Genomic DNA, 13692 nt, shown 5'->3' on the forward strand with positions numbered 1-13692 from the left:
GATTGCACGGAGCATCAAATACCAAGATGACCTCTATGCGTCCACGACTGAAAGAATTAAACGACAATCCCTAATTATTTGTTTCTAAAAGTTGGAGATTTAGGACAACCTATAGAGAGTGCTTTAAATAAAGTACTTAACTACATTATATCTAAAGATAAAGTAAATAGAAAACAAGATGTCAATAATGACAAATTTGCTTTTCTGGATAGCTTTGACTATGATACGACAAGTCAATATCATACAATGCAACTTCTTTTTAAAAGTGCAAAGCACAGCTATCGTGCTCCTCTCCTTGATAAAAATACAGCAGAAGCAAGAGAAAATCCTAAAACAATGAGTGAGGGGGAACAAATGAAAACGCACCTCCTTATAAAAATTAAGGATGGAGATGCTATTTTGTTCTTGGAAACTGGCAATAGTATGCTTACTTGCTTGAATATTATAAATTATCTGAACCAAGCTTTGTTGTTATATAATTCTCAATTTGATGAAGATGAAGAAAATAGAATTGAGGGAAAATTTTCTTTTGATATGATTGCACGTGACGATTTTCAAGAAGTTCTTCAAGGTATGGATCGGGTTTTATGTGCAGAAGTGTTTGTTGATAAATCTGTTTTGGGTTCTGAAGTCCTAAATTTTTCAAATTCATCAGAGCAAGTAAAGGAAAACGTATTGCTTACAATAAAAGCAGAACGCAAAAAGAGTATAAAAGACACATTGTATGATATTGTCAATAAATTCAATGGTGCTCATTCTCAAATTAGAAGAATACGTGTAAGAGGCAAAAATATGAATGGGAATGCTAGTGTTATAGATACAGATTTCATAGTGAAAAAAGAGTTTATTGAAGTACAGCAAGATTCAGATACAGGAGAGTACAATTCTGCAAATGTGTTTTCTCAGCTGTTAGCACTGTCAAACGAATATTAGTATGTGGTGTGAGTTTCTATACGTTATATTAGCCTATTTTGAGGCGTTAAAGAAAAATGAGACAATATATGATATATTGACTCCTGCAATAATAGCATTTGCAAGTTTCATCTATACAATTCTTTCTCATTACGACACCATACAAATAGACTTCATAAACGAGGTTATGCCATTTGTTGGAACATTATTAGGTTTTACTCTTGCAGCGTTAACCCTTCTTTTGTCAAATACTAGAATTGAAGGGAAAATGAGGAATTTTCCTACTAAAAGAGAAATTCATGGCAATACCATAACTATGTATGAATTCTTGGTTGTTTTATTTTCGTATTTGATAGTCTTTGAGTCAATTCTTTGCATTCTATATTATGCAGCATATTTATTTCCTATAAAAATAAATGGAGTTGTAGTGCAAGTATGTAACACCATATTTATTGGAGGTATTTTCCATATATTGTTCTTAACATTACGAATTGCCTCTAATCTGTATCATATAATAATTCGGAGATAATTATAATGGATATACTCTATCTAATAGGCGAAGCAACTGCCTACGATAAGAAACAGCAACTCGAAGTCAAACGACCTAAGAGTTGGCTAAAAAGTGTTTCTGCCTTTGCCAATGGCGAGGGCGGAACATTGGTGTTTGGTATCAGTGACGATGACCAAGTGGTAGGACTTGCTGATGCTGAAAGTGATGCGGAGAGAATAAGTGAGGAGATAAAGGCCAAACTTGACCCTATACCTGCAGTCAACCTCGAATTTAAGGAAGTGGATGGAAAGAAGCTTGTGTTGCTTCATGTCTATAAAGGACAAGAGACACCATATTATTATATAGGTGACAAGCAACGATTGGCATTTGTGAGAGTCGGTAACGAGTCGGTGGTAGCTGACAGACTTCAATTGAAAAGCCTTGTTATGAGAGGTACATGTCGTTCGTTCGATGCTATTCCTTCGCCATACAAGTTTGAGGATATGTCTTTCTCCAAGCTCAAATCTGTTCATTTCAAGCGACTTAATCAATCGTTTGATGATAGTGATTTTGTTTCATGGGGAATAGTAGACAATGACGGAAAACTGACCAATGCTGGGGCATTGTTGGCAGACGATTCTCCTATACGCCATTCTCGTATCTTCTGCACACGTTGGAATGAACTTGACATGACGAGTGGTTTGGGTGAGGCATTGGATGATGCAGAACTGGAAGGTAGTGTCATCAGTCAATTGCAAGATGCAGTTGCTTTTGTAAGAAATAACTCTCACAGAAGATGGTGGAAAGAAGCTGAGTATCGGGAAGAGCTGCCAGATTATCCAGAGCGTGCCGTAACTGAAGTGATATGTAACGCCATTATTCATCGTGATTACATGGAGCTTGGCAGTGAAATACATATAGACATGTATGACGACCGCATGGAAGTGTATTCTCCTGGTGGCATGTTTGATGGGCGATTGATACAACAATTAAATCCACTGACTGTACCATCGAAACGTCGCAACCCTTTACTTGCAGACTTTTTCCATCGCTTGAAACTCATGGAGCGTAGAGGCAGTGGAATGAAGAAGATTATTGGTGAATATAAGCGTTTTGAAAACTTGGAAAATTATCATGCACCAGAGTTCAGTTCCAATGCGACAGAATTTCACGTTACTCTATGGAACCTCAATTATGGGGTTGATGTCGTAAAAGACAACCCTCATGTCATAAAAGAGGCAAATGATGTCGTAAAAGATGTCGTAAAAGAGACGGATGATGTCGTAAAAGGAAAAGCAAATGTCACAAAAGAATTTGCAAAAGCACAGCGACAAATCTATAGGTTAATTTCGCAGATGCCACAGATCAGTGCTACCCAAATGTCGGAAAACATGGGGATTTCTTTACGACAAGTACAAAGATACCTCAAACAGCTTTCCGACCAAAACCTAATTGTAAGAGAAGGAGGTCGCAAAAATGGCGTTTGGAAAATTTTGGATGAGGAATACGAAGGCTTCTTCAAAAGAATATAGACGATAAAGACAGGTGGCTATATCCATAATAATGGGTTAGCCACCTGCTATTGTTAAAAGTCAATTTATATCTTTTTGACTTTTGACTCCCTCCAGTTAATATTAATCAAATAACTCCGGAAAGAGGGGACAATCGAGTTCTTTGGCATTATTGAAATCAGTCCTTTCGAAGAGATCAACGAGTGGTGTCTTATCCATAAGAGAAATGCTTAGAATCTGAAGAGCATATGGCATCTTTAATGCAGTCCGTTATACAATAGTAAAATATATTTTACATCTGATTATAATCTTCTTGTAGTATATTTTGACTATATTGCCAACTCAAAGATGTTGCAAATATATATAAAAAAGACCATAAATAAAAAGGTGTTGCAAGAAAAAGTTTCAAAAGGTTGTAAAATATTTGGTTTCTGTTTCTCTTTGTTATATTTTTTGTAAAAATATCCATGATGCAGTCTTTTCCACAAATGGTCTGCTTTTACCGTTCCCATATGAATATAATTTCAATAATTAGATTTCTTATAACAAACTATGAGATTTAGTGCTCTCAAGTCTTAAACCTTATGCATTTCTTCAAAAATATGGTTTCCTCAAAATCTTTTTAAGCAAAACGTACCGAATTCTCAAAATCTTTTCATGCAAAATGTATCGAATTCTCAAAATCTTTTGGCTTTTCACTCGTTCTGGCAGTATTGTTTGATATGCAAATTTAATCAAAAATATGGTTAGTATCAATAAAAGATTTTGAGAAGAACGTAATTTTGATTAATTTCGCACCGCAAAATATTACAAATTGAAAGACAAATAGAACAAATGTTGACAACAGAATTATTCTTTTTGGTTGGCTTTGTGGTGTTTATAGCAGCCATATTAGTATTGGACATGCTTGTAATCGACCGCAAGGCGCACGTAGTATCCATTAAGGAAGCCGGCACATGGACGGCAGTATGGATAGTCCTGGCTCTGACCTTCGCCATATTCCTGTATTTTCATGGCGACATGGTGCATGGCATACAGAACTTCAACGACCTACAGGCGGTTTCGTCGCGCTATGCTTCGCATCTGAAGCTCAATCCCAACGACTTTGAGGCGAGTCTGCAGCAGTATCGCCACTATATGACCATATCGTATATATCGGGCTATCTGATAGAGAAGACGCTGTCGGTAGACAACCTCTTCGTGATGATGATGATATTCGCATCGTTCGGCATCGACAAGAAGGAGTATCAGCATGCGCTCAACTGGGGCATTCTGGGAGCCATCGTGCTGCGCTTCGTCTTCATCTTTGCCGGTGCTGCCCTCATCAGCCGTTTCGAATGGATATTGCTCGTGTTCGGTGTGTTCCTGCTGTACAGCGGCGTAAAGATGTTCTTGGACCGCAACAAGAAGGAAGAGATAAACGCCATGAACCATCCCGTGGTGCTATTCCTCAACAAGCACTTCCACCTTACTCCGCTTGTGCTCACCGTAATCTTCATAGAGTTCTGCGACCTGATATTCGCATTCGACAGCATTCCTGCTGTGTTCTCCGTGACGCTCGACCCCTACGTAGTGTTCTTCTCCAACATCTTCGCCATTCTCGGCTTGCGTGCCCTCTTCTTCCTGCTGGCTGCTATAGCCGACAAGTTCCGCTATCTGAAGGTAGGCGTGAGCGTGTTGCTGGTGTTCATCGGTGTGAAGATGCTCGTACACGAATACATAGAGATTGGAGCCATCAGCTCGCTCGTATTCATACTCCTGGTGCTGGCAGTAAGTATATGTGCTTCGATATTCATCAAACCAGCCACTACTGAATAAAGCAAATAGTGGTGTGGTCAAATGGAAGTTATCGGAATTTATATATATGTCCGATAACTTCCATCACATTTTCGGGACGACTTTTCAAAAATGTGGTCTAATCATAGCAAGCAATCTTTTTACTTTTTTACTCTTTTACTCTTTTACCTTTTTACTTTTTCACCTTTTTACTCTTAAAATAAGTAAAAACCCCCCTCCTCTCGCTTGTTTTAGGTAATTTTGCAATTTACAAAAATATAGAACAAACGATATACAAATGAGCTTAACAGGCATCATACGCAATGCGTTCATTCCCCGACAGCACAAGCTGGAACGTCATTTCACCGAACCGGAGGCACTGCAGCACGACGTGTTGCAGCATCTGCTGCATACAGCCGCAGGTACAGAATACGGCCGAAACCATCTTTTCGGCAATACACGCTCGTACGACGACTTCGTGCGCAACGTGCCAGTAAACACATACGAAGAGCTGAAGGGCGACATCGACCGCATGCGCCACGGCGAATCGAGCATCTTATGGCCAGGCACCGTTAAATGGTATGCCAAGTCGTCGGGCACTACCAACGACAAGAGTAAGTTTATACCAGTGTCGAGCGAGGGACTGCATCGCATACACTATCAAGGAGGCACCGACGTGGTGGCACTCTATCTGCAGAACAATCCCAAGAGCCGCATGTTTGACGGCAAGGGACTAATTCTCGGCGGATCGCACTCGCCCAACTACAATCTGTCTGATTCGCTTGTGGGCGACCTCAGCGCCATCCTCATCGAGAACATCAATCCGCTCGTCAACCTTATACGTGTGCCAAAGAAGCAGACAGCGCTGCTCAGCGACTTCGAGGTGAAGCGCGACCGCATAGCCCACGAGTGTCTCAACAAGAATGTCACTAACCTTTCGGGCGTTCCGTCGTGGATGCTCAGCGTGCTGGTGCGTGTGCTTGAGATTACGGGCAAGGAGCATATTGATGAGGTTTGGCCCAATCTGGAGGTGTTCTTCCATGGTGGCATTGCCTTCACACCGTATCGTCCGCAGTATGAGCACATCATCACCAGCGACAAGATGCACTATATGGAGACCTACAACGCATCGGAGGGATTCTTCGGCATACAGAACGACCCCACCGACAAGTCGATGCTGCTGATGCTCGACTACGGCGTGTTCTACGAGTTTCTGCCTATGGACGAGTTTGACAGCGACTCACCCAACATCGTTCCGCTTGAGGGTGTGGAGATAGGCAAGAACTATGCTATGCTCATCTCTACATCGTGCGGACTGTGGCGTTATATGATTGGCGATACAGTCAAGTTCACATCAGTTCGCCCCTACAAGTTTGTCATCACCGGACGCACCAAGTACTTCATCAATGCCTTCGGCGAGGAGCTTATTCAGGACAACGCCGAGAAGGGACTGGCTTACGCCTGCCAGAAGACGGGTGCCGAGGTGAAGGAATACACCGCCGCTCCGGTGTTTATGGACCAGAACGCCAAGTGCCGCCACCAGTGGCTCATTGAGTTTGCCAAGCAGCCTGCCGACATCAACGAGTTTGCCGACATCCTCGACCGCAGTCTGCAGGACATCAACTCCGACTACGAGGCTAAGCGATTCCACGACATCACCCTGCAGCATCTGGAGATAGTAGTGGCACGCCCCGGACAGTTTGACGACTGGTTGCGCTCGAAGGGCAAGCTGGGCGGACAGCACAAGATACCGCGCCTGTCGAACAACCGACAGTATATTGAAGAGATTATGAATACTCCCGCCTCAGGACTGTAAGTTTATAAACGTAATTAAAAACATAAGATGCTTATACCCAGATACATAAAAAGAATAATCACATCACTCCCCTCCCTACGGGGGAGGGGCAAGGGGGAGGGGCTTTTAGGGCTTGCAGGGCATGTGGGGCTTGCAGGGCTTTTATGTGTATTCCTGCTCCTTCTCGCCTCATGCGCCCGCATGGGTCGCCCCGACGGTGGATGGTATGACGAGACGCCGCCCCGCGTGATAGGCGCATCGCCTGCCGATGGCGGTGTGAATGTGACGGAAAAGAAGGTGCACATCTACTTCGACGAGTTCATAAAGCTCGACAACGCCACCGAGAAGGTAGTGGTGTCGCCGCCACAATTGGAGCAGCCCGAGATAAAGTCTACGGGAAAGCAGATAAAGGTGGAGCTGAAGGACTCGCTGAAAGCCAATACCACCTACACCATCGACTTCTCCGATGCCATCAGCGACAACAACGAGGGCAACCCTCTGGGCAATTACACCTACAGCTTCTCTACCGGCGACCATATCGACACGCTCGAAGTGTCGGGACACGTGGTGCAGGCTGACAATCTTGAGCCAGTAAAGGGCATACTCGTCGGACTGTATGGCGAGATGGAAGACTCGTGCTTCATCAAGAAGCCGATGCTGCGTGTGGCGCGTGCCGACTCGCGCGGAAAGTTCATCATACGTGGTGTGGCGCCCGGCAACTATCGCATCTACGCCCTGCAAGACCAGGACGGCGACTACCGATTCTCGCAGAAGGCAGAGCAGATAGCCTTCACCCACGACAGCATCAAGCCGTCGTTCTGCGACGCCATACGTCAGGACACCACATGGATCGACTCGCTGCATATCAAGGACATACAGCGTGTGGGCTACACCCGCTTCACGCCCGACGACATAGTGCTGCGCGCCTTCACCGAGACGCTCACCGACCGCTACTTTCTGAAGGCAGAGCGCCAGCAGGCCGACCACTTCAGCATTTTCTTCAGCTACGGCGACAAGCAGTTGCCCGAGATAAAGGGACTCAACTTCAATGCCGACAACGCTTTCCTCGTGCAGCCCTCGCTCCATCGAGACACCATAACCTACTGGCTGCGCGACACGATGCTGGTGAATCAGGACACACTCAACATCCAGATGAAATACATGGTCACCGACTCGCTCGGCAACCTTGTGAGTCAGACCGACACCCTCTCCATACTCTCAAAGCAGCCTTACGAACGCCGGCAGAAGGACCTGCGCAAGGAGATAGAAAACTGGCAGAAGCAGCAGGACAAGAAGCGCAAGCGTGGCGAGCCTTACGACTCGATAATGAAGCCAAAGCTGCTCACACCGCGCATCACGTCGGGCTCGTCGCTCGACCCCGACCGCAACGTGGGCTTCGCCTTCGACCGTCCGCTCTCTGTGGTCGACACGTCGAAGATACATCTATATGCACGCCAGGACACGCTGTGGTATACCATGCCGATGCGCTTCCGCCCCGTGGTGCAGAAAATCAAGGGCGACACAATCAATGCCAAGGGAGTGACGTCGCTGCTCAACTATGAGCTGATGGCAGAATGGAAGCCCGATACCGAGTATAGTATTGAGGCCGACTCGATGGCTTTCGTCGACATATACGGCATGGTGTCGCCGGCTATAAAGGAGGGCGTGAAGGTGAAGTCGCTCGACGAGTACAGCTCGCTGATATTCACCATACCTCATTTCACCGACAAGCCTGTCGTAGTAGAACTGCTCAACCAGCAGGACGCGGCTGTCAAGAAGACTACCGTCATAGACGGCACGGCACAGTTCTTCTACGTCAGCCCCGGCACCTACTATGCACGTATGTTTGTCGACGACAACAACAACGGCATCTGGGACACCGGCAACTATGCTGCCGACCGACAGCCCGAATTTCTGTATTACTATCCCGAGGAGATAGAGTGTAAGGCTAAGTGGGACGTCACGCTCAACTGGAATCCTACCGCCCGACCGCTCAACGAGCAGAAGCCGTCGAAGATAGTGAAGCAGAAGGGCGAACAGAAACAGAAACTGCAGCAGCGCAATCTGAAGAGAGCGCAGCAGTTAGGTATACCATACCCATTCTAAGAACTTTAAACAAATCTTTTATTTATGAAAATTAGAAAACTTATACTCGCTATAGCCCTGATTGTCATGGGCGTATGCTCGGTGCAGGCACAGTGCAAGTTCAAGAACACGGCTTTCAAGTCGGGCGAGTTCCTCACTTACAACCTCTACTTCAACTGGAAGTTTGTGTGGGTGAAGGTGGGCAACGCGTCGATGTCGACCGTAGAGAGCCGGTATCATGGCAAGTCGGCATATCGATCGTCGCTCATCACACGCACGTCGGAAAGTGCCGACAAGTTCTTCAGCATGCGCGACACGCTGCTGTGCTACAACACCACCGAGCTTGAGCCGCTCTACTTCCGCAAGGGAGCACGCGAGGCCGACCGCTACACCGTCGACGAGGCTTTCTATAGCTATCCCAACGGCAAGGTACACGTGAAGCAGCACCGCCAGAAGAAGGACGGCACCCATGTGTGGAAGACACACACACCAGAGGCGTGCACCTTCGACATGATAAGCATATTCCTCCGCGCACGTTCGTTCAACCCCGAGGGATGGAAGAAGGGCAACCGCATCAGCTTCCCCATCACCGACGGAGTGAAGATAATCAACGCCGTGCTTGAATATAAGGGCAAGACCACAATCAAGGCTGACAACGGACACAAGTATCGCTGTCTGCAACTGTCGTACATAGAGCGTGAGGACCACAAGGAGAAGGAAATAGTGCGATTCTTCGTCACCGACGACGAAAACCACGTTCCGGTACGCCTCGACATGTTCCTCAAGTTCGGCTCGGCAAAGGCATTCCTCGTAGGTGCCAAGGGTGTGAAGGGAGTGATGAAATCGCAAGTGAAATAGTGACAAATGAGATTCATTATAATAATAGCAGCCTTCTTGCTGGCATCATGCTCCGACTTCAATGTGGGCAAGCGCACTGATGCCGGCAAGAAACGGCAGTTCACCACAGAGACGCTGCTCGGATATACGCCTGTGAAGCATCAGGGCAGAAGTCCGCTGTGCTGGGCATACGCCATGCTTGCCACTATAGAGAGCGAGCATATACAGATGGGCGACTCGGTCAATCTGTCGGTCGACTATGTGGCTCGACATCTGCTTGTCGAGCAGGCACGCCAACACTTCCTCTCGCGTGGCTACGACCGCATCACGCTGTGCGGAACGGCACCGCTGCTGCTGAGGCTGATAAGCGAGTATGGCATCATGCCGTACGACTCGTACAACGCCCCATCGCTCAACTACAACGCCTTGGCTCAGCGTGTGCAGACCATGTCGAACACGTCGACCGACCTGAGCCAGCTGTCGCAGCGTGTGCAGCGACTCTTCGACGAGCGTATAGGCTATCTGCCCAAGAATGTGTATATGCTCGGGGCTGAATACACCCCGCAACAGTTTGCCCACAGTGTATATATGTATGGTGAGTATACGCCACTGACCAGCTTCACACACCACCCCTTCGACCAGACATTCGCCATCGAAGTGTCTGACAACTACAGCGACGAGCTGTTCTATAATGTGCCCATCGACGTGATGATGCGACGCATTGAACGATCGTTGCGCTCAGGACATCCCGTGTGCTGGGAGGGCGACGTCACCGAACCCGGCTTCTCCTTTGAGCGTGGCGTGGCTGAATTGCCCGACGAACGTCCATGTACGCAGCAGCAACGACAGAAGGCTTTCGAGACTCGACGCACCACCGACGACCACTGCCTGTGTCTCATCGGTATAGCCCATGACGACAAAGGACGCCGCTACTACATAGCCAAGAATTCGTACGGCACCGACAATCCCTACGGCGGACTTATGTATCTGTCGGAGAACTACGTACGACTGAAGACGGTGGCTGTAGTCGTTAAGAATGTACATTAACGGTTTTGTAAACCGATACAATAGTCTTTACCATAAAATCTATCATTCATTTTAACTTTTATTTCACTGTTTTTAGAAACAACGAATTTATAAAATTTGTATATTTGCCAAAAGTAGGAAAAAATCAGTTGCATAACTTTAAAACTAAATAACTAACCAAACCCTTAAGACTATGCAGAAAAAACTTTTTCTTACAGTCGTAATGTTCCTGATAGGAATGTTAATGACAGGGGCGTATGCACAGACGCATACAGTTTCTGGTCTCGTTAAAGACAAAGAAATGGGCGACCCCCTTGTTGGAGTAAGCGTGTCTGTCAAAGGCACGAAGAATGCAACCATGACTGACCTGAACGGCAACTACACCATCCAAACCTCTCCTAACGACATATTGGTGTTCAAATATGTCGGTATGAAGGATGCTGAGGAGACGGTAGGTAACCGCAAAATCATCAATGTGCTTCTTGTTCCTAACGCTGAGAGCCTTGGCGAAGTAGTAGTTACTGCCATGGGTATCAAGCGACAGTCGGAGACCCTTACCTACTCGGCACAGACCGTAGGCGGCAAGGATGTCAACGACATCAAGTCAATCAATATGATCAACTCTCTTCAGGGCAAGAGCGCTGGTCTGCAGATTACGCCTAACTCTACCGGTGCAGGCGGCTCTTCAAAGATTCTGTTCCGTGGCAACAAGTCAATCTCGGGTAGCAACCAGCCGCTTATCGTTGTCGACGGTGTGCCGACAATGACCAATACCACTTCTTCACAGGTGGCAAGCGACTACGGTGGCGAGCGCGACGGTGGCGACGTTATGTCGACCATCAACCCTGACGACATCGCTTCTATCACCCTTCTGAAGGGTGCTGCCGCTTCTGCTCTTTACGGTGCAGTGGCTGCCAACGGTGCCATCATGATTACCACCAAGTCGGCTATGGCTGGCAAGGTGAGCGTCAACGTATCAAGCAACACCACAATGGAGGCCCCGATGGTATTGCCTGAGTTCCAGACCACTTATGGCGGCGGTGCTGACGGCACATTGTCATGGGGCGACAAGCTCTCTACCGCTTCTAAGAACTATGCTGAGGAATTCTTCCGCACAGGATTCACCACCAACAACTCTATCTCGCTTGCAGGTGGCAACGACAACTTCAAGTCATATTTCTCTTACGGCAACGTCTACTCTCAGGGCATGACTCCCGAGAATACATACCGCAGCCACAACCTCAACTCGAAGGTTGACTTCAAGGTGCTCGAAACCATACATGTCGACTTCTCTGCCAAGTACAGCAACCAGTACTCTAAGAACCAGGCTGCTGCCGGCTATCTGTGGAACCCGCTCACAGGCGCTTACCTCGTACCGCGTGGCACCGACTGGAACTACTATAAGGATAACTTCGAGATTTACGACGCTGAGCGTGGATGCAACATCCAGAACTGGACCAATACCAAGCAGCAGCAGTTTGGCAACCCATATTGGATGCTCAACCGTCAGACACCTATCTCTGAGCGCAACCGCTACGAGTTTGGCGGCTCTATCAAGTGGGACATCACTCCCGACCTCAACATTCAGGGACGTATGCGCTACGAGCGTGGCGAGGACCACTTCATACACAACGCTTATGCTTCGTCTGTAGGCGACCTCTATCCGATGGGACGCATGAAGGACAACCGCTACTTCAGCGACCAGCTCTATGGCGACGTTCTCGTCAACTACAACCACACATGGGGCGACTGGGCACTCACAGCTACAGCAGGCTCAAGCTTCACAAAGACCAAGACTTCTCACGTAGACCTCTGGGGCGAAGGCAACAAGTATAAAGGTCCGGGCGACGGCAACATCTACTATCCTAACATCTTCACTCCGAACAACTACTATGGCAATATGTCTACTACCGACGCATTGAACACCGAGAAGCGCCTCAACGCTGTATTCGCAACAGCTCAGGTAGGCTTCAAGGAGGCAGTGTTCCTCGACCTCTCTGCACGTAACGACTGGTCGTCGGCTCTCGCATTCACCGACGGCTGTTCATTCTTCTATCCGTCAGTAGGCGCCAGCGTGCTGCTCAACAAGCTCATGCCTATGGGCGAGCAGGTGAACCTCTTCAAGCTCCGTGGCAGCTATTCTATCGTAGGTAACGACGTGCCTATCTACATGTCTAACCTTCGCTACACTCTCGGCTCTGCTGGCGCAGTGACGGCTCCCGACAAGGCTCCGTTCCGCACATTGAAGCCTGAGAAGACCCACTCTCTCGAATTCGGTTTCGACGGTACATTCTTCAACAACCGCCTCGACCTCTCTTTCACATACTATAAGACCAACACCAAGAACCAGTTCTTCTCAGTATCGGCTCCTTACGAGAGCGGTCTGCGCAACCGTTACGTCAATGCCGGTAACGTACAGAACCAGGGATTCGAGTTCTCAGCTGGTTGGCATCAGCAGTTCAACGACGACTTTGCATGGTCTACCAACTTCAACATCTCTTACAACGACAACAAGATTAAGGAGCTCGTAGAGGGATTGGAGAACGGTCTTACTGTTGCCTCATGGTCAGGTGCCAAGGTTGTGCTCAACGAGGGCGGCTCGTACGGCGACCTCTACGTTCGTCAGATTAAGCGCGACGAAGCTGGCAAGCCTATGAAGAACGACAAGGGCGAACCTATACTTATGGGCGACAACATCGACGAGATGAAGTATGCAGGCAACATGAACGCCAAGGTCAACTTCGGATGGAGCAATACATTCCACTATAAGGACTTCACGCTGTCGTTCCTCATCGACGGTAAGTTCGGTGGCAGAGTGCTCTCAGCTACTGAGGCTGCTCTCGACGGTTGGGGCGTTTCACAGCGCTCTGCCGATGCACGCAACGCAGGCAAGGTAGTGGTAGACGGTGTTGAGTTCGACCCGCAGGCATGGTACACAACAGTTGGCGCTTCCAACTTCAACAGTCCGTACGCTACAGAGTTCTACGTATACAAGGGCACTAACGTACGTCTGCGCGAAATGAGCCTCGGCTATACCTTCCGCAACCTCTTCGGCAACGGCAAGAACCTCACTGCAGCGCTCATCGCACGCAACCTCTTCTTCTTCTACAAGGACGCTCCTTGCGACCCGGACGTATCAATGGGTACAGGCAACGGTGTGCAGGGTGTTGACATCTTCAACCTTCCTTCTTCAAGAAGCTTGGGTCTGAACCTGAAGCTGAACTTCTAATCATTGAGCGAGTAAAAGACTATTTTTACAA

Annotated in this window: 8 protein-coding genes; all 8 read left to right on the forward strand. The window is 47.6% G+C overall.

The window, feature by feature from the left end; all coding sequences use genetic code 11:
- Positions 1-78: 78 nt before the first annotated feature.
- On the forward strand, positions 79-933 hold the full coding sequence (locus I6E38_RS08905) for a hypothetical protein (RefSeq protein WP_235393644.1): 855 nt from the start codon (positions 79-81) through the stop codon (positions 931-933).
- 513 nt (positions 934-1446) lie between these two features.
- Positions 1447-2934, forward strand: a complete 1488-nt coding sequence (locus I6E38_RS08910) for an ATP-binding protein (RefSeq protein ID WP_235393645.1) — start codon at positions 1447-1449, stop codon at positions 2932-2934.
- 813 nt (positions 2935-3747) lie between these two features.
- Complete coding sequence (locus tag I6E38_RS08920; RefSeq protein ID WP_235393646.1) at positions 3748-4731, forward strand: TerC/Alx family metal homeostasis membrane protein; 984 nt, start codon at positions 3748-3750, stop codon at positions 4729-4731.
- A 256-nt stretch (positions 4732-4987) separates the two neighbouring features.
- On the forward strand, positions 4988-6505 hold the full coding sequence (locus I6E38_RS08925; protein ID WP_235393647.1) for a GH3 auxin-responsive promoter family protein: 1518 nt from the start codon (positions 4988-4990) through the stop codon (positions 6503-6505).
- Positions 6506-6685: 180 nt separating this feature from the next.
- Complete coding sequence (locus I6E38_RS08930) at positions 6686-8590, forward strand: Ig-like domain-containing protein (protein ID WP_235393663.1); 1905 nt, start codon at positions 6686-6688, stop codon at positions 8588-8590.
- Between the two features lie 24 nt (positions 8591-8614).
- The gene (locus I6E38_RS08935) at positions 8615-9427 is read left to right on the forward strand and encodes a DUF3108 domain-containing protein (RefSeq protein WP_235393648.1); all 813 of its coding nucleotides are present in this window, start codon (positions 8615-8617) and stop codon (positions 9425-9427) included.
- Between the two features lie 6 nt (positions 9428-9433).
- Entirely contained in the window at positions 9434-10453 is a 1020-nt protein-coding gene (locus I6E38_RS08940) for a C1 family peptidase (protein ID WP_235393649.1), read from the forward strand.
- Between the two features lie 172 nt (positions 10454-10625).
- Positions 10626-13661, forward strand: coding sequence for a SusC/RagA family TonB-linked outer membrane protein (locus I6E38_RS08945; protein WP_235393650.1), 3036 nt, complete (start codon positions 10626-10628; stop codon positions 13659-13661).
- The last annotated feature ends 31 nt before the right edge of the window (positions 13662-13692 follow it).

Source organism: Leyella stercorea (genome assembly GCF_021531355.1).
GTDB lineage: Bacteria > Bacteroidota > Bacteroidia > Bacteroidales > Bacteroidaceae > Prevotella.

What these genes read in the sequence shown, in the direction of transcription:
- I6E38_RS08910 (WP_235393645.1), top strand. Translation starts at nt 1,447, where the DNA reads ATGGATATACTCTATCTAATAGGCGAAGCAACTGCCTACGATAAGAAA.
- I6E38_RS08925 (WP_235393647.1), top strand. Translation starts at nt 4,988, where the DNA reads ATGAGCTTAACAGGCATCATACGCAATGCGTTCATTCCCCGACAGCAC.
- I6E38_RS08945 (WP_235393650.1), top strand. Translation starts at nt 10,626, where the DNA reads ATGCAGAAAAAACTTTTTCTTACAGTCGTAATGTTCCTGATAGGAATG.
- I6E38_RS08930 (WP_235393663.1), top strand. Translation starts at nt 6,686, where the DNA reads ATGGGTCGCCCCGACGGTGGATGGTATGACGAGACGCCGCCCCGCGTG.
- I6E38_RS08940 (WP_235393649.1), top strand. Translation starts at nt 9,434, where the DNA reads ATGAGATTCATTATAATAATAGCAGCCTTCTTGCTGGCATCATGCTCC.
- I6E38_RS08935 (WP_235393648.1), top strand. Translation starts at nt 8,615, where the DNA reads ATGAAAATTAGAAAACTTATACTCGCTATAGCCCTGATTGTCATGGGC.
- I6E38_RS08920 (WP_235393646.1), top strand. Translation starts at nt 3,748, where the DNA reads ATGTTGACAACAGAATTATTCTTTTTGGTTGGCTTTGTGGTGTTTATA.